Origin of the sequence: Sphingomonas trueperi (assembly GCF_040545665.1) — a bacterium.
Taxonomy (GTDB): Bacteria; Pseudomonadota; Alphaproteobacteria; order Sphingomonadales; family Sphingomonadaceae; genus Sphingomonas; species Sphingomonas trueperi_B.
Genome location: NZ_JBEPMH010000001.1, coordinates 943,184 through 962,886, shown reverse-complemented (window position 1 = coordinate 962,886; position 19,703 = coordinate 943,184). Strand labels below are relative to the sequence as shown.

17 protein-coding genes and 1 tRNA gene are annotated in these 19,703 nt (G+C 68.4%); 9 read left to right on the top strand and 9 right to left on the bottom strand.

Annotated features, from left to right (window positions below):
- Nucleotides 1-11 precede the first annotated feature (11 nt).
- Entirely contained in the window at nucleotides 12-443 is a 432-nt protein-coding gene (locus ABIC65_RS04360; RefSeq protein ID WP_354307043.1) for a hypothetical protein, read from the top strand.
- Nucleotides 444-696: 253 nt separating this feature from the next.
- On the opposite strand, the gene ABIC65_RS04355 is transcribed toward ABIC65_RS04360, so the two are convergent.
- The 3 genes from ABIC65_RS04355 to moaA all read right to left on the bottom strand — a co-directional run bounded on the left by ABIC65_RS04355 (nucleotide 697) and on the right by moaA (nucleotide 2,645).
- Nucleotides 697-771, bottom strand: a tRNA-Asn gene (locus ABIC65_RS04355).
- An 84-nt stretch (nucleotides 772-855) separates the two neighbouring features.
- Entirely contained in the window at nucleotides 856-1,632 is a 777-nt protein-coding gene (locus tag ABIC65_RS04350; protein WP_354307041.1) for an NAD kinase, read from the bottom strand.
- Nucleotides 1,629-2,645: a GTP 3',8-cyclase MoaA gene (moaA, locus tag ABIC65_RS04345; protein ID WP_354307039.1), complete on the bottom strand. Its 1,017-nt coding sequence runs from the start codon at nucleotides 2,643-2,645 to the stop codon at nucleotides 1,629-1,631. Before moaA ends, ABIC65_RS04350 begins: the two co-directional genes overlap by 4 nt.
- Nucleotides 2,646-2,726: 81 nt before the next feature.
- Between moaA and ABIC65_RS04340 the strand changes: the two genes are divergently transcribed.
- On the top strand, nucleotides 2,727-4,712 hold the full coding sequence (locus ABIC65_RS04340) for a putative bifunctional diguanylate cyclase/phosphodiesterase (protein WP_354307038.1): 1,986 nt from the start codon (nucleotides 2,727-2,729) through the stop codon (nucleotides 4,710-4,712).
- Nucleotides 4,713-4,727: 15 nt separating this feature from the next.
- Here the strand turns inward: ABIC65_RS04340 and ABIC65_RS04335 are convergent, their stop codons facing one another.
- Nucleotides 4,728-6,194, bottom strand: coding sequence for a protoglobin domain-containing protein (locus tag ABIC65_RS04335; protein WP_436286713.1), 1,467 nt, complete (start codon nucleotides 6,192-6,194; stop codon nucleotides 4,728-4,730).
- A 275-nt stretch (nucleotides 6,195-6,469) separates the two neighbouring features.
- Here ABIC65_RS04335 and ABIC65_RS04330 point away from each other — a divergent pair, with 275 nt between their 5' ends.
- Nucleotides 6,470-6,868 (top strand): YybH family protein, encoded by a 399-nt coding sequence (locus tag ABIC65_RS04330; protein WP_354307034.1) that lies wholly within the window; start codon nucleotides 6,470-6,472, stop codon nucleotides 6,866-6,868.
- Nucleotides 6,869-6,874: 6 nt separating this feature from the next.
- Here ABIC65_RS04330 and mfd read toward each other — a convergent pair whose 3' ends face one another.
- Nucleotides 6,875-10,348, bottom strand: a complete 3,474-nt coding sequence (mfd, locus tag ABIC65_RS04325; protein ID WP_354307032.1) for a transcription-repair coupling factor — start codon at nucleotides 10,346-10,348, stop codon at nucleotides 6,875-6,877.
- Nucleotides 10,349-10,413: 65 nt separating this feature from the next.
- Nucleotides 10,414-10,680, bottom strand: coding sequence for a succinate dehydrogenase assembly factor 2 (locus ABIC65_RS04320; RefSeq protein ID WP_354307778.1), 267 nt, complete (start codon nucleotides 10,678-10,680; stop codon nucleotides 10,414-10,416).
- A gap of 192 nt (nucleotides 10,681-10,872) precedes the next feature.
- Between ABIC65_RS04320 and ABIC65_RS04315 the strand changes: the two genes are divergently transcribed.
- Together ABIC65_RS04315 and recG are read left to right on the top strand one after the other, a co-directional pair.
- Entirely contained in the window at nucleotides 10,873-11,115 is a 243-nt protein-coding gene (locus tag ABIC65_RS04315) for a hypothetical protein (protein ID WP_093295602.1), read from the top strand.
- A gap of 71 nt (nucleotides 11,116-11,186) precedes the next feature.
- Nucleotides 11,187-13,250 carry an ATP-dependent DNA helicase RecG gene (gene recG, locus ABIC65_RS04310; RefSeq protein ID WP_354307030.1) on the top strand — a complete coding sequence of 688 codons (2,064 nt, stop codon included), beginning with the start codon at nucleotides 11,187-11,189 and terminating at the stop codon, nucleotides 13,248-13,250.
- Here the strand turns inward: recG and ABIC65_RS04305 are convergent, their stop codons facing one another.
- The 3 genes from ABIC65_RS04305 to ABIC65_RS04295 all read right to left on the bottom strand — a co-directional run bounded on the left by ABIC65_RS04305 (nucleotide 13,251) and on the right by ABIC65_RS04295 (nucleotide 15,824).
- Entirely contained in the window at nucleotides 13,251-13,571 is a 321-nt protein-coding gene (locus ABIC65_RS04305) for a PilZ domain-containing protein (RefSeq protein WP_354307028.1), read from the bottom strand. It abuts the gene before it with no gap.
- Nucleotides 13,572-13,827: 256 nt separating this feature from the next.
- The gene (gene tyrS / locus ABIC65_RS04300) at nucleotides 13,828-15,057 is read right to left on the bottom strand and encodes a tyrosine--tRNA ligase (RefSeq protein WP_354307026.1); all 1,230 of its coding nucleotides are present in this window, start codon (nucleotides 15,055-15,057) and stop codon (nucleotides 13,828-13,830) included.
- A gap of 50 nt (nucleotides 15,058-15,107) precedes the next feature.
- Nucleotides 15,108-15,824: an MgtC/SapB family protein gene (locus ABIC65_RS04295; protein WP_354307024.1), complete on the bottom strand. Its 717-nt coding sequence runs from the start codon at nucleotides 15,822-15,824 to the stop codon at nucleotides 15,108-15,110.
- 115 nt (nucleotides 15,825-15,939) lie between these two features.
- Between ABIC65_RS04295 and ABIC65_RS04290 the strand changes: the two genes are divergently transcribed.
- Genes ABIC65_RS04290 through ABIC65_RS04275 form a run of 4 tightly spaced genes read left to right on the top strand, consistent with a single transcriptional unit; the run spans nucleotide 15,940 to nucleotide 19,687 of the window.
- Complete coding sequence (locus tag ABIC65_RS04290; protein ID WP_354307023.1) at nucleotides 15,940-16,728, top strand: hypothetical protein; 789 nt, start codon at nucleotides 15,940-15,942, stop codon at nucleotides 16,726-16,728.
- A gap of 31 nt (nucleotides 16,729-16,759) precedes the next feature.
- Nucleotides 16,760-17,284 (top strand): DOMON-like domain-containing protein, encoded by a 525-nt coding sequence (locus tag ABIC65_RS04285; RefSeq protein WP_354307021.1) that lies wholly within the window; start codon nucleotides 16,760-16,762, stop codon nucleotides 17,282-17,284.
- A gap of 1 nt (nucleotide 17,285) precedes the next feature.
- On the top strand, nucleotides 17,286-18,482 hold the full coding sequence (locus tag ABIC65_RS04280) for an exo-beta-N-acetylmuramidase NamZ family protein (RefSeq protein ID WP_354307019.1): 1,197 nt from the start codon (nucleotides 17,286-17,288) through the stop codon (nucleotides 18,480-18,482).
- Between the two features lie 11 nt (nucleotides 18,483-18,493).
- Nucleotides 18,494-19,687: a hypothetical protein gene (locus ABIC65_RS04275; RefSeq protein ID WP_354307017.1), complete on the top strand. Its 1,194-nt coding sequence runs from the start codon at nucleotides 18,494-18,496 to the stop codon at nucleotides 19,685-19,687.
- Nucleotides 19,688-19,703 lie beyond the last annotated feature (16 nt).

Sequence of the window (19,703 nt, the reverse complement as noted above, 5' to 3'; positions counted from 1 at the left end):
GGGAGGTTGATATGAAGAAGCTGATGTCGGTTCTTGCAGTCGCGGGTACGGCCGCTGCGTTGTTCGGGAGCGCGCCTGCAGCTGCGCAAAGCGTTTACCTGTACCCGAGCTTCTTCAATGACGATCCAAAGTATGTCGTCACGATTTCCGATATCAACTGGAGCGGATCCTATTACCCGCGGATCGAGGGAACAGTTCAGCCCGGCAAGCAACAGGACGGGACGTACAAGACTGTCGGCTCCGACAGCTATGGGTCGTTCAGTTTCAAGGCCAACATCACCAAAGAAAATGGCGTTACGCAGACCTGCTACTACTCGGTTACTATTGGGTATCGTGGCGACGTGACCGTCGGTTCGGCGCGCTGGACGAGCCTTCCGGCCTGCTCGGCGGAGAGATATGGCAGCGTCGTAATCTTCCGCATGAACAGCACTTCGCAGGACTGAGCCAATCGGCACCAGTGAGGGGAGGCGACTTCGGTCGTCTCCCTTTTTGCTGTTTTCGGTATCGGCGTTCGTTCGGACGATCCTTGTCGGCCAGGGATGCTGCAGCCTGTGACGCCGAGATTCAGGTGAGCGGCTGCCAGGTCAGCTCACGAGGTAGGACGCACCGAACTACGGTTGCCATCCTGATCGATCAGTGATGCTGCTATTGGAAGTTGGGGCGGGACCGGTCGTAACCGGTCCCGACAACAGCAGATGGCTCCCCGAGTAGGATTCGAACCTACGACCATTCGATTAACAGTCGAATGCTCTACCGCTGAGCTATCGGGGACCACTCTGGTCAACCCCTCGGCGGTGGGTCACCGCGTCGGGAGGCGCGCCTTTAGCACCGGGTTTTCGGAACGCGCAAGGGGTTTTATGCAATAAATTGTTCCATCGTTATCCGGTCGTCCAGCGCATGCTCCGGATCGAACAGCAGCGTGAGGTCGCGCATGCGGTCGATCTCGACATGGACGCTGCAGACTTCCCGGATTTCGCGCTGGTCGGCCACCGCGCTCACCGGGCGCTTGTCGGCCTCCAGCACGCGGATATCGATGCGGGTCTTTTCGGGCAGGATCGCGCCGCGCCAGCGGCGAGGGCGGAAGGGGCTGATCGGGGTGAGTGCGAGCAGCGCCGAGCCGAGCGGGAGAATCGGGCCCTGGGCGGAGAAGTTGTACGCGGTGGATCCCGCCGGCGTCGCGACGAGGATGCCGTCGCACACCAGCTCGGGAATCACGACCCGGCCGTTGATGGTGACTTCGAGCTTGGCCGTCTGCCGCGTCTCGCGGAGCAGCGAGGCCTCGTTGATCGCGGGAAGCACGCAGGTCTCGCCCTCCACCGTCGTCGCGGTCATCGCCAGCGGGGCGACGCGGAAGGGCCGGGCGCGCTCCAGCCGCTCGGTGAGCCCAGTCAGCCCCCAGTCGTTCATCAGAAAGCCGACCGTGCCGAGATTCATCCCGAACACCGGCAGCAGCCTCCGCCGCTCGAGCATCGCGTGGAGCGTCTGCAGCATGAAACCGTCGCCGCCGAGCGCGACCACTTCCTCGGCCTCCTCGACGGGCACCCAGTCATAGGCCTGGCGCAATTCCTCCGCCGCGGTCTGCGCCGGGGCGGTGGGCGAGGCGAGCAATGCGCGCGGCTTGCCCACGCTCATCCGCCGGTGACGCTCATGTGGCGCGAGACGGCAGGCGCGGCGCCGGCCTCGATGCGGAAATCATGGCGTTCGGGCTTTGCGGCGAGCGCGCGATCGATCGCCGCGTCCACCGCCTCCAGCCCGCCTTCGCGAATCGCTGCCTTCAGATCCACCGAATCCTCATGCCCCAGGCACATGTGCAGCCGCCCGTCGGTCGAGAGCCGGACGCGGTTGCAGCTTGCGCAGAAATTGTTGGTGAGCGGCGAGATCAGCCCCAGCCGGCTGTCCGTCCCCCCCACGCGCCAGTAGCGCGCCGGGCCGCCGCTGTCGTACGAATCGGCGACCAGCTCGAATTCGCCCTTCAGTCGCGCCAGCACCTCGGGCAGCGGCAGGAAGCGATCGGCGCGGTCCTCGTCGATCACGCCCATCGGCATTGTCTCGATCAGCGAAAGGTCCATGCCGTTCGCCGCGACCCAGGCGAGCATCGGTGCGATCTCGTCCTCGTTCAGCCCGCGCAGCGCGACCATGTTGATCTTCACCCGCAGCCCCGCGTCCTGCGCTGCGGCGATGCCGTCCAATACCTGCGCCACGTCGCCATGGCGGGTGATGTAGCGGAAGGTCTCGGGATCGCGGCTGTCGAGGCTGACGTTGAGGCGGCGGACGCCCGCGGCAGCGAGCTGCGGCGCATATTGCGCCAGCCGCGTCGCATTGGTGGTGAGGGTAAGTTCCTTGAGCCCGTCGCCGATCCGCGCGCCGAGCTGCTCGACCAGCGTCATCATGTTGCGGCGGACGAGCGGCTCGCCGCCGGTCAGCCGGATCTTGGTCACGCCGCGATCGACGAAGCGCCCGGCGATCGCCGCCAGCTCCTCCAGGCTGAGCACCGCCTCGCGCGGCAGGAAGGTCATGTGCTCCGCCATGCAATAGCGGCAGCGCAGATCGCAGCGATCGGTGACGGAAATACGCAGATAGCGGATCGCGCGGTTGTGGCGATCGACCAGCGTGGGCGGCGTCGCGAGGGCGGGGGCGCTGGCCATAGGGGCTGGAGGTAAGGCGTTGACCCGCGCCGCACAAGGCTTGGATGGCGGAGTGTGCAGGGAGCCGCTATCGAGGTCGGCATGGAAGAAGGGTTCACGATCGTCCAGGGCACTGCGCCTGCCCCCGAGGTGCCGGTATTCGTACTCTCGTTCCGCCAGCGCGACGAAGTCGCCGCCGCCGCCGCGGGCGGGGGCTGGCGGGTGGTGGCGGCGCGGCGCAGCGAGGGGCTGGAGACGCGCTTCCTGGCGAGCGGCGCCTCGGTCGCAGTGATCGACGCGCGCGGTGCGATGACCGAGGGGCTCGATGCCGCCCGGTTGCTCGGACCGACGATCAAGGCGTACGGCGCGGCGCTGCTGATCCTCGTCTCGCAGAGCGATACCGTGCACATGGGCCGCTTCTACGATGCGGGCGCGACGCATTTCCTCGGCAGCCCGATGTCCTCCGCCGCGATCGCCCACGCGATCCGATTCGCCGAGCGCTATGTCGAGCGGCTGTCGGGCTGGGCGGGGCAGGGGACGAGCAATTCCAATCCACTGGGCTGGCGATTCGATCCGGCTGCGGGCTCGATCGAACTCACGCCCGCGCTGGCCCAGTTGCTCGACCTGCCCGAGGCGCCGGGGCCGCGCGCGCTGTTCGGGCGGCTAGCGCTGTCCGACCGGCGGCTCGCCTGGGCGGCGCTGCGGCGGCTGCGCGAGGCAGGCTCGACCGCCTTCGCGCACGACCTGCCCGGCAAGGGCCGGGTGGTGCAGCATCTGCAATATGACGCCGAGACCGGCCAGATCGACGCGCTGGTCGAGCCGCTGGGGATGACCCCTGATGCCGGCGCGGCGGTGCGCGACGTGCTGACCGGTGCCCGCGACGCCCCCAGCGCGCGGCGCTGGATCGACCGCGCGATGGAGAAGGGTCAGCGGATCGGCCTGGTATTGGTGGGCCTTACCCGCTTCGATACGATCAACACCGCCTATGGCCGCCCGGCAGGCGACGAACTGCTGCGCAGCGTCTCGCGACGGGTGGCGGAGGCGGCACGCGAGACGCTGGGCGCCGACGTGGTCGTCGCGCGGATCGGCGGATCGGATTTCCTCGCGGCGGCGGTGGACCCGGGCACGTCGGCGCTGCGGACCGCAGCCCGAAAGATCGAGGAGGCGCTGGCGCGGCCCTTCGTCGCGGCGGGCGAGCTGGTCCATCTCGGCGCCAAGGTGGTGCTCACCGAGAGCGTCGCCGGGGATGGTGCCGCGAGCCTGTTGCGGCGGGCGAGCGAGACGCTGCTCGGCGAAGGCGTGGCACGGCCGGGGAGCGGACCTTCGATCGAGTCGCTGATCGGTGACTTGCGCCGCGGGATCGAGCGGGGCGAGATCGGCGTACTGTTCCAGCCGCAGGTCGCGGTCGCCACCGGGCAGATCACCGGGGTCGAGGCGCTCGCGCGCTGGCAGCATCCCCAGCATGGCGAGATCGGCGCCGAGCCGCTGTTCGCCGCCGCCGAGCGGGCCGGGCTGGTGGGGGTTCTGAGCGAGCATGTCCAGCGACGCGCGTTGACCATCGCCGCGCATTGGCCGCGGTCGTTGAGCAGCCTGCGGCTGTCGATCAATGTCACCGCCGGCGATGTCGGGCGGCCGGGCTTCGGCGAGAGCCTGCTGCGCTGGGTGGATGCCACCGGCTTCCCCCGCCAGCGGCTGACGCTGGAGATCACCGAAAGCGGCATCATGGCGGATCTGAGCGAGGCGGCGGCGCTGCTCTCCGGCCTGCGCACGGCGGGGTGCCGGGTTGCGATCGACGATTTCGGCACCGGCTATTCGAGCCTCGCCTATCTCAAGGCGCTGCCGCTCGACTATCTCAAGATCGACAAGAAGCTGTCCAACGAGATCACCGGCTCGCCGCGCGACCGGATCGTGGTGCGCGGCGTGATCGACATGGCGCGGTCGCTGGGGCTGGCAGTGGTGGCGGAAGGGGTCGAGACCGAGGCGGCGCTGGACCTGCTCGCCAAGGAAGGCTGCCAGTATTTCCAGGGCTTCCTGTGCTCGCCGCCGATCGACGTGCCGGCGCTCGCCGCGCTGGTGCGCGACTGGTGAGCGCCGGCGCGGCCCTCAAAGGTCGGGGCGGGTAAGGGCGGGAACGGCCGCAGGCGGCAGCGGGCGATAGCCGCCGAAGCGCGATCCGGCCTTCTCGGTGCGGAATTGCGCGGCGAGGTTGGCGAGATCGCTCACCTCGTTGGCGAGGTTCTGCGCGGCCGCCGAAGTTTCCTCGACCATCGCGGCGTTCTGCTGGGTTGCACGGTCCATCGCGCCCACCGCGTTGGAGATTTCGCTGATAGCGGTCGACTGGGCGCCATTGTCCTTGGCCATGCTGCCGAGCAGGTCGTGGACCTGGCCGACGTCGCCCGAGATATTGGCGAGCGCACCGTCGACCTTCTGCACCGCGTCCACCGCGGTGACGATCTCGGCCTGGGTCATGGTGAGCTGTTCGCGGGCGCGGCCGGCTTCTTCCTCGGCCCGCATCGCCAGCGCCGAGACGAGATCGGCGACGACGGCGAAGCCGCGGCCCGCTTCGCCGGCACGGCCCGCCTCGACCGCGGCGTTCATCGCAAGCACGCGGGTCTGGAAGGCGATCTTGTCGAGGCCCTCGATCACGCTGTCGGTGCCCTTTGCGGCTTCGGACACGCGGCCCATTGCCTGCGAGGCCTCGTCGGCGATCGCGCGGCCCTGGCTGACGGTGCTGAGCGCCTGGTCGGCACGCGCGACGGTGTGGCGCGACGCCTCGGCGGTCGAGCGGAAGCGCGCATCCATCTGCGAGACGGCGGCGGTGGTCTCTTCCAGGCTCGCGGCATTGCCCTGGGTGCGGCGCGACAGGTCTTCGGCCGCCTGCGAGATCTCGTTGATGCCCGAGCGGATCCGCATCGTGCCGTCGCTGACCGACGCGATCATCTCGCGGATGCGGTCCAGCGTCTTGTTGTAGCTCTTCTCGAGCGCGGCGAAGCTCGACGGCAGGCCGCTCAGCTCGTTAGTGAGGTCGCCCTCCGCCAGCGCGGTGAGGGCGTTCTCGAATGCGGTGATGGCCACGTTGCGCTCGGCCTGGGCCTCCTCGAAATAGATCGACAGCGACACTTCCATGTCGAGCAGCGCCGCTTTGACCAGCGCGATCGTCGCCTTTTCGGTGCTCGGCCCGCGGAACAGGCGCAGCAGGCGCTTCAGCGGGTTGTTGAAACGGTGGACACCGGAAATCAGCCCCTGCAGCACGATCGCATAGCTGCCGACATACCAGCGCGGCTCCAGCCCGATATGGGCATGGGTGGCGCCGATGCGGCGGGCGCTGGCGTGGTAGTCGTGGTTGAACTCGCCGGCGGCGATGCGTGCCCAATGCTTTTCCTGGGCAGCCTTTGCGTGCCGCATGTGCGCCTGATCGCGGAAGAAGCGGGCCGTCTCGGGCGTGGCCGAGGCGCGCGCATAGAAGCGGTCGAGCGCGTCGCCCAGCGTCGCCTCGACCCATGGCTGGGTGGCGCGCAGCGTGTTGCGCTGGGCCTCGTCCATCTCCATGAAGCTGAGCCGCGACTTCATTTGTTCGGGCACGGGGCGCATCCTTTCCTGACCTGCCAACGCGGCTGCCGGGCATGCGGCAAGCCAATCCTAGGCATCATAGTATGTCCCAAGGGACAGGTGGTGCGGCTAAGTAGAATACCGGTGGGCGCCGGCATTCGCGGCCGTTTCGAGAAGATGAATCCGGCGTAGTTGTCGCTGCTTATGGTGGCGAACGGTGGCTTCGGCAGGTGTGCAACGATGAAGGCGCGGAACAGGATAGCAGGTTTCAAGAATGAAAGGGAACGCGGATGCTGATGGCACTTCTACTGATCGGCGCGGATCCGGAAGCGGGCGCAGTCGATAGCGCAATGGCGCAGAGCGTTGCCGGCTGGAACGCGGGCGATATTGATCGCTTCATGCAAGTCTATTCGGACGATCCGACGACCAGCTTCGTCGCAGGCGAGGGGCTGGTGCGCGGCAAGGCCGCGATGAAGGTCCGCTATCAGGCCAAATACGACTTCGCCGATCCCGCCAAGCGCGGCACGCTGACGATCGAGCGGCTCGACTATCGCCCGCTCGGGCGCGATTATGCGCTGTACATCGGCCGCTATACGCTGCGCTATCCGGACGGGCACAGCGCGTCCGGGCCCACCAGCGTCGTGCTGCATCACGAAGCCGGCGGGTGGAAGATCGTCGCCGATCACAGCAGCTGAGCCGGCTCAGCCCGCGGCGCGTGCCAGCCCGCGGGAGAGCTGCAGCGCGCCGTGCAGCCGCGCCGCCGGGTTCGCCCAGGCGCGGTTGATCACCAGCTTCATGTCCGGCCGCAGCCGCGCCGTCTCGCCCAGCTTCTCCACATAGGCAATGAGCGCCGCGGGGTTGGGGAAGTTGTCGTTGTGGAACGAGACCAGCGCGCCCTTGGGCCCGAGGTCGAGCTTGGCGATGCACGCCTTCTTGGCGTTGAGCTTGGTCTCGATCAGCCGCAGCAGATTGTCGGTCGCCTCGGGCAGCTTGCCGAAGCGGTCGATCAGCTCGGCGGCGAAGCTTTCGATGCCGTCGGTATCCTCGATCTCGTTGAGACGGCGGTACAGGCCCATGCGCAGGTCGAGATCGGGGACATAGTCCTCGGGGATGAGGATCGGCGCGTCGACGGTGATCTGCGGCGACAGATCCTTCGGCCGCGCGTCGTCGCGGATGCCACCGGCCTTGGCGTCCATGATCGCCTCTTCCAGCATCGACTGATAGAGTTCGTAGCCGACTTCCTTGATGTGGCCCGACTGCTCGTCGCCGAGCAGATTGCCCGCGCCGCGAATGTCGAGATCGTGGCTGGCGAGCTGGAAGCCGGCGCCCAGGCTTTCCAGGTCGGACAGGACCTTGAGCCTCTTTTCCGCCGCCTCGGTCATCTGCCGCTGGGGCGGGGTGGTCATATAGGCATAGGCACGCGTCTTGGCCCGGCCGACGCGGCCGCGCAGCTGGTATAGCTGCGCCAGGCCGAACTTGTCCGCGCGGTTGATGATCAGCGTGTTGGCGCTCGGGATGTCGAGCCCGCTCTCGACGATGGTGGTCGAGACCAGCACCTCGAACTTGCGGTCGTAGAAGGCGGAGATCCGCTCCTCGACCTCGGTCGGCGCCATCTGGCCATGCGCGACGACATAGCGGACCTCGGGCACCTCGTTGCGGAGGAATTCCTCGATCTCGGGCAGGTCGGCAATCCGCGGGGTGACGAAATAGCTCTGCCCGCCGCGATAATGTTCGCGCAGCAAGGCCTCGCGCAGCACCACCGGATCCCAGGGCATCACATAGGTGCGCACGGCGAGGCGATCGACCGGCGGGGTCTGGATCACCGACAGCTCGCGCAGCCCGCTCATCGCCATCTGCAGCGTGCGTGGGATCGGGGTGGCGGTAAGGGTGAGGACGTGGACGTCGGTCTTGAGCGCCTTCAGCCGCTCCTTGTGGGTGACCCCGAAGCGCTGCTCCTCGTCGACGATGACGAGGCCGAGCCGCTTGAAGTCGATATTCTTCGCCAGCACCGCGTGCGTGCCGACGACGATGTCGATCGTGCCCGCGGCGAGACCGTCCTTCACCTTCTTGGTCTCGCCCGCGGTGACCAGGCGCGAGAGGCGGCCGATCTCGAGCGGGAAGCCTTCGAAGCGGGTCTTGAAGTTGTTGTAGTGCTGGCGGGCGAGCAGGGTGGTGGGGCACACCACCGCCACCTGCATGCCCGCCATCGCCGCGACGAAGGCGGCACGCAGCGCGACCTCGGTCTTGCCGAAGCCGACATCGCCGACGATGAGCCGGTCCATCGGGCGCCCGGCGGCAAGGTCGCCCAGCACGTCGCCGATCGCGCGATCCTGGTCGTCGGTCTCCTCGAAGGGGAAGCGGTCGACGAAGGCCGGGTAGCCGCCATGATCGGGCTCGGCGATCTCGGCGCCGCGGGTTGCGCGCAGGGCCGCGGTGGCGATGAGTTCGCCCGCAATCTCGCGGATCCGCTCCTTCATCCGCGCCTTGCGGCGCTGCCAGGCTTCGCCGCCGAGGCGGTCGAGGGTCGCGCCTTCCTCGCCCGAGCCGTAGCGGCTCAGCACTTCGAGATTCTCGACGGGCACGTAGAGCTTGTCGCCGCCGGCATATTCGAGCGCGACGCAATCGTGCGGCGCCTTCTGCACCGGGATCTGGGTCAGCCCCTCGTAGCGGCCGATGCCGTGGTCGAGGTGGACGACGAGGTCGCCGGGCGAGAGCGTCGCCAGTTCATGGAGGAAGGCGTCGGTGTTCTTGCGGCGCTTGGCGCGGCGGACGAGCCGGTCGCCGAGCATGTCCTGCTCGGTGAGCACCGCCACGTCCGGCGTGGTGAAGCCATGGTCGAGCGGCAGCACCAGCAGCGCCACCTGCAGCCCGCTGCCGTTCGGATTGGCGGCGCCGAGCGCCGGCTGCCAGCCGTCCACCGGCACCGCGCCGGTGAGGCCGTGATCTTCAAGCAGGCCCTTCAGCCGTTCGCGCGCGCCGATCGAATAGCTGGCGAGTACCGGCTTCTTGCCCTGCGCCCGCACCGCCTTGAGGTGCGCGACCACCGCTTCGTAGACGTTGCTGGCGGCGGCGCGCTCGGGCGCGAAGTCACGCGGGCCGTCGACGCCGAACTCGACGACGCGGTCCGACTCCGGCTCGTGAAACGGCGTTGCCAAGTGCATCGGCGCGTCGTCGATCCGGGCCTGCCATTCCTTGGCGAGCAGATAGAGGTCGCCGGCCTTGAGCGGGCGGTAGCTACCCGGATCGGCCGACTGCGCACGGATGCGGTTGTCCTGATAGTCCTTGATCGCCTCGAAGCGCTGCTCGGCGGCAGCCGGCGCGCCGCTGTCGCGGACGATCACCGCATGGTCGGGCAGGTGGTCGAACAGCGTCTCCAGCCGTTCCTCGAACAGCGGCAGCCAATGCTCCATGCCGGCGAGGCGACGGCCCTCGCTGATAGCCTGGTAGAGCGGGTCGCCGGTGGCGGTCGCGCCGAAGCGGTCGCGATAGCCGCTGCGGAAGCGCTTGATGCTTTCCTCGTCGAGCAGCGCCTCGCTGGCGGGCAGCAGGGTGAAGCCGTCGACGCGTCCGGTGGTGCGCTGGTCCTGCGGATCGAAGGTGCGGACGCTCTCGATCTCGTCGCCGAAGAAATCGAGTCGTAGCGCCTGTTCGGCACCGCTGGGGAACAGGTCGACCAGGCCGCCGCGCACCGCGAACTCGCCATGGTCGTTGACCGTCTCGACACGGACATAGCCGTTCGCCTGGAGCAGATAGGCGAGCTTGTCGAGGCCGATGCGCTCGCCGGGGGCGAGTCGCGCGACCAGTTGGCGGATGCGGAACGGCGTGAGCGTGCGCTGGGTCGCGGCGTTGACCGTGGTGACGAGGAGGCGGGGCTTGTCGCTCTTGCCCTGGAGTGCGTGGAGGGTGGCCAGGCGCTCGGCCATCACCCGCAGCGTGGGGCTGGCGCGGTCATAGGGAAGGCAGTCCCAGGCGGGATAGCTGAGGACCTCCAGCTCGGGCGCGAAGAAGGTGGCGGTGCTCGCCACCGCGCGCATGCCCGCCTCGTCGGCGGCGACGAACACCGCCATCCGGCTGGCGCGCGCGACATCGGCCAGCATCCAAGGCAGGAAGCCGCTAGGCACGCCGGCGAGGGTCAGCGGGTGCTTGGCGGAGAGGATCGTCTTCAGGTCGGGCATGGGGTCTCGGTCGGCTCGATCTCCGCGTCCGCACGGGGTGCGGGCAGGCTAGGAGATCCGGAGGGTCACTTGGAAATTGGCACGTAATTCAGGGTCTTCAGCGCATCCAGGATCGTGCCACGGTAGCGCTCCGGCGCGGTGTCGGTTCCCATCGCCCAGGCCATGATGTCGACGTCCTGCTCTTCCAGCAGCGTCTCGAACAGCGTGATCTCTTCGTCGTTCCAGCGCTCGCCATGCTGGTCGAAGAAGCCGCCGATCAGCAGATCGGCTTCCTTGGTGCCGCGGTGCCAGCTGCGGAAGCGGAGGCGCTTGAGGCGGGTTTCTCGGTCCATGGCGGGCTTTCCCAACGGCAGGCGCACGGCTGCACGCCAGGGCGCGGCCGACACGCGGTTGATCACGAGCCCGGCAGATAGGGATGCCGCTACCGAAAGGCCAGCGTGGTCTTCCGGGTAGTGGTGTGGAAGGCTTGTTAACCGAAGGCAGATAGGGTCGGCGTCTCTTTGGGGTTAAAAGGCTAGGGTACGATGAGCGACACTTTGACCAACAAGCTGCGTTTCGTGATGCTGAAGGCGATCAATGGCGAGCCGATGATCGTCAACATCGCGGCGGTACGCACGGTCACCACGATCAACATGGCGGGCGAGGACGTGGGCGTCATCTCGTTCGGCAAGGATCATGAAGTCGTGATCGGTTCGTCGGTGCCGGAAGTCGTGAAGGCGATCGAGGCCGCGCTCGCCAGCCACAGCCCCATCTTCCTCAACGCCTGAACCACGACAAGGGCGCTGCCGCCGGTGCAGCGCCATTTGTCAGCCGCCCCGCCGCACGATAGGGCGGGGCGATGCGTCCCGAGCTCCTCAACCCATTGTTCGCCGAAGTCACTGCGCTGAAGGGCATCGGCCCGGCGCTGGCCAAGCCGATGGAGAAGCTGGGGCTGGCGCGGGTGGTCGATGTCGCCTTCCACCTGCCGACCGGATTCGTCGATCGACTCCCCCGCGACGAACTCGACATGGCCGATTCGGGCAAGGTGATCGCGATCACGCTCACGCCCGTGCAATATCGCTTCGGCGGCGGCGCACGCTCGCCGGCGCGGGTGCAGGCGGTCGACGCCAAGGGCAATCACGTCTCCCTCGTCTATTTCGGCGGAAGCTCCGGCTGGGCCAAGAAGTTGCTGCCGTTGAACGAGCCGCGCTGGGTCTCGGGCAAGCTCGAACATTATGGGCAGGAATTGCAGATGGTCCATCCGGACCATGTGCTGCCGCTCGACCAGGTCGAAAGCGTCGGCGGGCGCGAGGCGATCTATCCCTGCTCCGAAGGCATCACCTCCAGACGCATCGCCGCCCTGGCCGCGCAGGCGATCGAGCGTGCGCCCGAACTCCTCGAATGGATCGAACCCAGCCTCAAGGCGCAGAAGGGCTGGCCCGACTGGCGCGAGGCGATCGCGCGCATCCATGCCGATCCCGCCGATGCCAAGGCACGCGAGCGGCTCGCCTATGACGAGGTGTTCGCCAACCAGCTCGCGCTTCTGCTGGTCCGCGGCGAGGCGCGGGCGAAACGGGGGCGTCCGCTTGCCGGCGACGGCCGGCTGCGCGACAAGCTGAAGCTGCCCTACGCTCCCACCGGCGCGCAGAGCCGCACCATTGCCGAGATCGAAGGCGACATGGCGCAGACCCAGCCGATGCTGCGGATGCTGCAGGGCGATGTCGGCTCGGGCAAGACGCTGGTGGCCACCATGGCGCTGCTGATCGCGGCGGAAGCCGGTGCGCAGGGCGCGCTGCTGGCGCCGACCGAGATCCTCGCGCGCCAGCATTACGAGACGCTCAGCCGCACGCTTACCCCGCTCGGCGTCAACGTCGCGATCCTCACCGGCCGCGACAAGGGCAAGGCCCGCGAGGCGACGCTGATGGGGCTGGCCGCGGGCAAGATCGACATCCTGATCGGCACGCACGCGATCTTCCAGGAGGGCGTGACCTATCGCGACCTCGGCCTGGTGGTGGTCGACGAGCAGCATCGCTTCGGCGTCGCGCAGCGGATGATGCTGCAGGCGAAAGCGGAGCGCCCGCCGCACCTGCTGGTGATGACCGCCACGCCGATCCCGCGCACGCTGACGCTTGCCCAATATGGCGAGATGGACGTCAGCCGGCTCGACGAGATGCCGCCGGGGCGCCAGCCGATCGAGACCAGCGTGATCTCCGAGGAGCGGCTGGGTGAAGTCGTGGGCGGGCTCGGGCGGCACCTCGCGGGGGGCGGGCAGGCCTATTGGGTGTGCCCGCTGGTCGAGGAGAGCGAGAAGAGCGACCTCGCCGCAGCGGAAGCGCGCGCGGCCGAGCTGCAGGCGCATTTCGGCGACAAGGTCGGGCTGATCCATGGCCGGATGAAGGGGCCGGAGAAGGACGCGGTAATGGCGCGCTTCTCCGCCGGCGAACTGGGCGTGCTGGTTGCGACGACGGTGATCGAGGTCGGCGTCGACGTACCCAATGCGACGCTGATCGTGATCGAGCATGCCGATCGCTTCGGCCTGGCCCAGCTCCACCAGCTGCGCGGCCGGGTCGGGCGGGGCGGAGGACGCTCGGTCTGCGTGCTGCTGCGCGGCAATTACCCGAGCGAGACGGCGCGCGCGCGGCTGGCACTGATGCGCGAGAGCAATGACGGCTTCCGCATTGCCGAGGAAGACCTGCGGCTGCGCGGCGCGGGCGAACTTCTCGGCACGCGGCAATCGGGCGACATGCAGTTCCGCTTGGCGGAACCGGACATGCTCGGCGCGCTGCTGCCCGCGGCCAATGGCGACGCGCGGCTGCTGGTCGATCGCGACGGCGGGCTCAAGGGCGAGCGGGGGCAGGCGGCGCGGGTGGCGCTATACCTGTTCGAGCGCGATGCAGCGGTGGGGCTGCTCCGCGCGGGCTGATCAGCGGGTGCGCATCGCGGTGACGACCGGTACATAGTCGGCGTCGGCGATCGGCTGGAGGAACTGGCAGCCGATCCGGCCGCCGAGCACCCAGCGCACCTCCGCGCCGGTGTCGCCGAGGATCGGCAGCTGGATGCGGAGCAGGTCCCCGGCCTCGAACGGCGCCTCGCAGCGCGCCATCAGCCCCTGCGGCGAGACGTTGACGACCAGGAAGGCAGCGGCGCGCGCGTCGGGGCCCACCGCACGGGTGCGATGCTCGACTTCGTCGCGATGCACCAGACGATCGTCGGCGCTCGCCAGCTTGGCACCCGTCACGCTCACACGCCCCTCTCCACACACTGGAGGACCGCAAACACGGTAACCTGGGGCAGTGAACAGGTGCCGAACGAAGCCGGTTAACGGTGTCGAAACCAGCGCGATGCCAGAAGCTTGCCGCCCTCGCCAGCCCGTCATCCCTGCGGAAGCCGGGATCCATTGGGGTCTACGTCACCGCTCCTGCTGATCCCGAGGTGCGAATGGATCCCGGCTTTCGCCGGGATGACGTATGTGGAGAGGGGGGCTCCCGCGTCGATCGGCCTCAGCCCTGCGGCGTCAGCAGCCCGTGATGCTTCTTGCCGGCCGAGAGGCGGACCTCGCCAGAAACGGCGATCGTCGCGGCCTCGTCGTCGATCTTCTCGCCCTCGACGCGCGCGCCGCCGCCCTTGATCAGCCGCCGCGCTTCGCCTTTCGACGCGCAGAAGCCCAGGCCGACCAGCGCATCGACCACGCTGATGCTGCCGCCGCTGACCGCCAGCGTCGGCAGTGCGCCGCCGGCCGCCCCTTCCTCGAAGGTCTTGCGCGCGGTCTCGGCGGCTTCCTCGGCTGCCGCGCGGCCGCGGCACATGGCGGTCGCTTCGTTGGCGAGGATTTTCTTCGCCTCGTTGATCTCCGCGCCTTCCAGCGCTTCGAGCCGGGCGATCTCGTCGAGCGGCAGGTCGGTGAACAGGCGCAGGAAGCGGCCGACGTCGCGATCGTCGGTGTTCCGCCAGAACTGCCAATAGTCGTAATGCGGCAGCTGTTCCGGGTTCAGCCACACCGCGCCCGACATGGTCTTGCCCATCTTGCCGCCGTCCGCCGTGGTGATCAGCGGCGTGGTGACGCCGTACACCTCGGTGCCGTCGACGCGCCGCGACAGCTCGATCCCGTTGACGATGTTGCCCCACTGGTCCGATCCGCCCATCTGCAGCCGGCAGTCCGCGCGCCGCGACAGCTCCAGGAAGTCATAGCCCTGGAGGATCATGTAGTTGAACTCGAGGAAGCTCAGCGACTGCTCGCGATCGAGCCGCAGCTTCACCGAATCGAAGCTCAGCATCCGGTTGATCGAGAAATGGCGGCCGATGTCGCGCAGGAACGGGATATATTCGAGCTTGTCGAGCCACTCGGCATTGTCGACCATCACCGCGTCGCTGGGCCCGTCGCCGAAGGTCAGGAAATTCTCGAACACCGTCTTGATCGAGGCGATGTTGCTGCTGATCGTGTCGAGCGTCAGCATCTTGCGGGCTTCGTCCTTGAAGCTCGGGTCGCCGATCTTGCCGGTACCGCCGCCCATCAGCACGATCGGCTTGTGGCCCGCCTGCTGGAGGCGGCGGAGCAGCATGATCTGCACCAGGCTGCCGACATGGAGCGAGGGCGCGGTGGGATCGAAGCCGATATAGCCGGGCACGATCTGCTTGGCGGCGAGCGCGTCGAGGCCCGCGGCGTCGGTCACCTGGTGGATATACCCGCGCGAGGCGAGCAGGCGGAGCAGATCGGAGCTGTATTCGGTCATGATGCGAGCGCGCATAGCCAATGCGCGCGCCCGCGTCATCCCCGGGCCGCTCAGTCCTGCGTCTGCAATTCCCAGCTGGCATGCTGCACGTCGTGACGCTTGGCGAGATGCGCGATGATGCTGTCCAGCTCGGCATCGAGTGCAGCGGTGGAGACGAGCCGGGCGCGCAGCTCGATCCGGTCGTCTGGGCGCTCGATCGTCTCGATCTCGGCGACGGGATAGCGCATCAGCTCCAGATGATCGGTCAGCAGGTCGCGCAGCCGGTCGACCTCGGCCGGCACGGTGGTGAGCGTGACGAAATAGGTCGCCTCCACCTGGCCGCCGGCAAGGGGCACCCGGTTGATGGCGTTGACCACCGGCCGCAGCAGCGTGTTGCCGGCGATGACGAACACCGCGAGCGTCGCCGCCTCCGCTGCCATGTCGCTGCCCGCACACGCGCCGACCGCCGCCGAGCACCAGAGCGTCGCCGCGGTGTTGAGGCCGCGGACGTTCATCCCCTCCTTCATGATCACGCCCGCGCCGAGAAAGCCGATGCCCGAGACGACGTAGGAGATCACCCGCACCGCTTCGAGATCGCCGGCTATGCGCTGGGCGAGATCGACGAACGCCGCCGAGCCGAGCGCGACCAGCGCGTTGGTGCGCAGGCCGGCGGTGCGCTGGCGGAACTGCCGCTCCGCGCCGATCGCGGCGCCGAGGATCAGCGCCAGCGCATAGCTGAGGAGCGTGTCGCAATAGGCGGCGAGGTGGAAGGTGTGGAGGAACTTCATGGCTGCGGCTCTAGGACGGTTTCGTTGCGCTACCATGGCGCCAATCGGACCGCGACAAGTGCGTTGCGGGTACGGCATGAAAGGCATAGTTTCGGCCTATTGGGGGGTACGTTATATGATCACGTCTTTCCTGCTGCCGTTCCTCTTCCTTGGCGCGGCCGATTGCCATCCGGTGCCCGGTGCTGATCGCCTTTGGGCGCCGAGCACTCGATATGTGGTCGTCGGCGAAGTGCATGGGACCAACGAGACGCCGGCCGCGCTTGCCAATCTCGCCTGCCTGGCAGCCGAGAGCGGGCGGCCGGTCACCGTCGCATTGGAGTATGATGCGGACACCCAGCCCGTGATCGATGCCTGGATGCGATCGGACGGTTCCGCGGCGGCCCGCACGGCACTGCTCGCCATGCCGTTCTGGCATCGCGATTTTCAGGATGGCCGCAGCAGTGTCGCATTTCTGCGGCTGTTCGAACAATTGCGCCGGCTGAAGCAGGCTGGCCGGATCCAGGCTGTGGTCGCTTCGGACGCGGCCGACGTCGCCGACGGCAAGAGCTGGGATGCCGGGATGGCGCAGGCGTGGCAGCATGCGGTGCCGGCGCCGAACGGCCTGGTGCTCGTGCTGGTCGGGAACCTGCATGCGATGCGCCAGAAGCGCGATGGGTTCGACCTCGTGCCCGCTACGTCCTTTTTGCCCCGCGACCAGACCGTCACGATCAACGCCGTTGGTGACGGCGGCGAGGTGTGGACCTGCCAGCAGGACGGTTGCGGCATGCACGGCTCCGGCGCGACGCGAGGCGTGCCAGAAGGGATGGTTACCGTGTCCGATCCAGCGGAGTCGTGGGACGTGCAATACAACCTCGGGTGCCCGACAACCGCTGCCGTCCCGGCGGTTCCCCAGCGAGGCGGCTGACACCGGCGGTGTTCCCGCGCTAGGCTGGGCCATGGACGTTCTGTTGCTGCCCCACCCGACAACACCGCCGCGCTCGATCGCGACCGTGGCGTGCACCTTGCGGCGCGACGGTGCCGCGCTGAACCTGCGCTACACCATCGCAGGTGCGCCGGGCGCGCTGCTGCTCGCTCCGGGCGCAGGGCAGGAGCGCACCGACGGGCTGTGGCGAACGACCTGCATGGAGCTCTTCGTCGGGGACGCAGGCGAGGCGTATCGCGAGTATAATTTCTCGCCGTCCGGTGCATGGGCGGCCTATGCGTTCGTGGCGCGGCGAACGGGAATGGCGGCGCTTCCGATGCGCGCGCCCCCGCGAATAGAGGCTCGCCAGGGCGAGGATGCGACGCTGGTGGCCATCCACCTGCCGGATGCCGGCACGGGCCCGCTCCGCCTCGGCATCACCGCCGTGATCGAGGAGACGGACGGTACCAAATCCTATTGGGCGCTGCGTCATGGCGGGGATGCGCCGGATTTCCACGATCCCGATTGCTTTGTCGCCCAACTGCCGCCAGCAGACTGACATGCTCTTCGGAATCGATCGCCTCCTCGCCGAACCGGATCTGCGCGCGGCCCTGCAGGGCAAGCGCGTGGCGCTGCTCGCCCATCCCGCCTCGGTCACCGCGGACCTGACCCACAGCCTCGACGCGCTGGTCGCGGCGGGCGTCAACATCTCGGCGGTGTTCGGGCCCCAGCATGGCGTGCGCGGGGACCTGCAGGATAACATGATGGAGTCGCCGGACTTCACCGATCCGCGCTACGGCGTGCCGGTGTTCAGCCTGTACGGCGAGGTGCGCCGGCCGACCGACGCGTCGATGGCCACGTTCGACGTGATGCTGGTCGACCTGCAGGATGTCGGCTGCCGCATCTACACCTTCGTGACGACGCTGCTCTATGTGCTGGAAGCCGCGGCGAAGCACGGCAAGGCGGTCTGGGTGCTCGATCGCCCCAATCCCGCCGGCCGCCCCGTCGAGGGGCTGACGCTGCTGCCGGGTTGGGAAAGTTTCGTCGGCGCGGGTCCGATGCCGATGCGCCATGGCATGACGATGGGCGAGCTCGGCCACTGGTTCATCGCGCACTATGGCCTCGACGTGGAGTTTCGCGTGATCGCGATGCAGGGCTGGCAGCCCGAGGCGGCACCCGGCTATGGCTGGCCGGCCGAGCGCCCGTGGATCAACCCGAGCCCCAATGCGGCCAACGTCAACATGGCGCGTGCCTATGCCGGCACGGTGATGCTCGAAGGGACGACGCTGTCCGAGGGCCGCGGCACCACGCGCCCGCTCGAACTGTTCGGCGCGCCCGACATCGATGCGCGCGCGGTGATCGCCGAGATGCGGCGCCTTGCGCCCGACTGGCTCGCCGGTTGCACCCTGCGCGGCATGTGGTTCCAGCCGACCTTCCACAAGCATGTCGGCCAGCTTTGCGCGGGCGTGTTCCTCCACGCCGAGGGGCCGAGCTATGACCACCAGGCCTTCCGCCCCTGGCGAGTGCAGGCGCTGGCCTTCAAGGCGATCCGCGCGCTCTATTCCGACTATGACCTCTGGCGCGACTTCCCGTACGAATATGTGTTCGACAAGCTGGCGATCGACGTGATCAACGGCGGCCCCGGCCTGCGGGAGTGGGTCGACGATGCCGCCGCCACCCCGGCCGATCTCGATGCGCTGACCCTGCCCGACGAAGCGGCGTGGATCGCGGCACGCCAGCCGCACCTGCTCTACTGATGGAGGGCTCGATGGTGGCACCCGAACGCGCGCTGTGCGGGCTGATCTTCGCGGTGGAGGAGGCGCAGGACCGTCCCGGCACGCTGGTCGCCAGCCTGCCGTTCGGCGGCATGACGCTGCTCGAATACCAGATCCGCCTGCTCGCGGGCATTGGTGCCGAGCAGGTGCTGGTCGCGGTCGGCAAGGTGACCCCGCAGTTCCTCGGCGCGATCGAGCGCGCGGGGCGCGGGCGGCTGAAGATCGACATCGTCCGCTCGGCCGAGGAGGCCGCCGAGAAGGTGCTGCGCGACGCCGATGTGCTGGTGCTGGCCGACGGGCTCGTCACCATCGATCCGGTGATGGAGCGGATGGCCGCCGAGCCGCATGCCGCGCTGCTGGTGACCGACGATTCCGAATCGCCCGCCGCGATCGAGCGGCTCGACATGCGGCATTGCTGGGCGGGGATCGCGCGGATCGAGACGCGGCACCTGGCGCACATCGCCAACATGCCGGAGGACTACGATTTCCAGTCGGCGCTGCTCCGCGTCGCGGCGCAATCGGGCGCGCTGCAGGTGCCGCTGGCGCCGGGCTGGGCGCGCGCCGGCCATGCGGTGGAGCGGAGCGGCGAGGGGCTGGCGGCGCGCAACGACGCGGTGCTGGTGGCGCTGAGTGATCGCCGCACGCTCTGGGCCGATCGCTGGGTGTTCAGCCGCGCCGCGCGGCTCGTGCTGCCGCAGATGATGGCGCGCAACATCCCCGACTGGGCCCCGGTGGCGCTTGGCGGGGTGGTGTCGGTCGCCGCCTTGCTCACCGTGCTGGCGGGCTGGGAAGGGATCGGCGCGCTGGTGGCGCTGCTCGCGACCCTGGCGTTCGCCACCGCCGCCTCGCACGCGGCGCTACGCGGCGAGGAGCCGCGCGCACGGCAGATCGAAGTCGCGATCCTTGGGCTGTTCGTGCTGCTGCTCGCGGCCGGCGGCTGGCGCGAGTTCCGCGCGATCGGCAACGCGACGCCGCTGCTGCTCGCGGCGGGCGGCGTGGGGCTGCAACTGCTCGCCGAGCGCGTACCCGTGCCGCGCCGGCGCTGGTGGGCGAACGCGGCGGCGCAGATGCTCGTCTTCACCTCCTTCGCGCTGGTCGGCCATGCGACGCTGGGGCTGGCGGCGGTGACGGTCTACGGGTTCGCGACGCTAACCGCGGCAATCGAAAGCTTGCGCGGCAAGTCTTAGCCTCCGATTAAGCTGG

Bases quoted from the DNA above. Each gene is read 5' to 3' on its own strand.
- ABIC65_RS04280 (WP_354307019.1), top strand. From the start codon at position 17,286: ATGCTCTTCGGAATCGATCGCCTCCTCGCCGAACCGGATCTGCGCGCG.
- tyrS (WP_354307026.1), bottom strand. From the start codon at position 15,057: ATGACCGAATACAGCTCCGATCTGCTCCGCCTGCTCGCCTCGCGCGGG.
- moaA (WP_354307039.1), bottom strand. From the start codon at position 2,645: ATGGCCAGCGCCCCCGCCCTCGCGACGCCGCCCACGCTGGTCGATCGC.
- ABIC65_RS04335 (WP_436286713.1), bottom strand. From the start codon at position 6,194: ATGAAGTCGCGGCTCAGCTTCATGGAGATGGACGAGGCCCAGCGCAAC.
- mfd (WP_354307032.1), bottom strand. From the start codon at position 10,348: ATGCCCGACCTGAAGACGATCCTCTCCGCCAAGCACCCGCTGACCCTC.
- ABIC65_RS04285 (WP_354307021.1), top strand. From the start codon at position 16,760: ATGGACGTTCTGTTGCTGCCCCACCCGACAACACCGCCGCGCTCGATC.
- ABIC65_RS04340 (WP_354307038.1), top strand. From the start codon at position 2,727: ATGGAAGAAGGGTTCACGATCGTCCAGGGCACTGCGCCTGCCCCCGAG.
- ABIC65_RS04320 (WP_354307778.1), bottom strand. From the start codon at position 10,680: ATGGACCGAGAAACCCGCCTCAAGCGCCTCCGCTTCCGCAGCTGGCAC.
- ABIC65_RS04360 (WP_354307043.1), top strand. From the start codon at position 12: ATGAAGAAGCTGATGTCGGTTCTTGCAGTCGCGGGTACGGCCGCTGCG.
- ABIC65_RS04315 (WP_093295602.1), top strand. From the start codon at position 10,873: ATGAGCGACACTTTGACCAACAAGCTGCGTTTCGTGATGCTGAAGGCG.
- ABIC65_RS04350 (WP_354307041.1), bottom strand. From the start codon at position 1,632: ATGAGCGTGGGCAAGCCGCGCGCATTGCTCGCCTCGCCCACCGCCCCG.
- ABIC65_RS04330 (WP_354307034.1), top strand. From the start codon at position 6,470: ATGGCACTTCTACTGATCGGCGCGGATCCGGAAGCGGGCGCAGTCGAT.
- ABIC65_RS04295 (WP_354307024.1), bottom strand. From the start codon at position 15,824: ATGAAGTTCCTCCACACCTTCCACCTCGCCGCCTATTGCGACACGCTC.
- ABIC65_RS04275 (WP_354307017.1), top strand. From the start codon at position 18,494: ATGGTGGCACCCGAACGCGCGCTGTGCGGGCTGATCTTCGCGGTGGAG.
- ABIC65_RS04290 (WP_354307023.1), top strand. From the start codon at position 15,940: ATGATCACGTCTTTCCTGCTGCCGTTCCTCTTCCTTGGCGCGGCCGAT.
- recG (WP_354307030.1), top strand. From the start codon at position 11,187: ATGCGTCCCGAGCTCCTCAACCCATTGTTCGCCGAAGTCACTGCGCTG.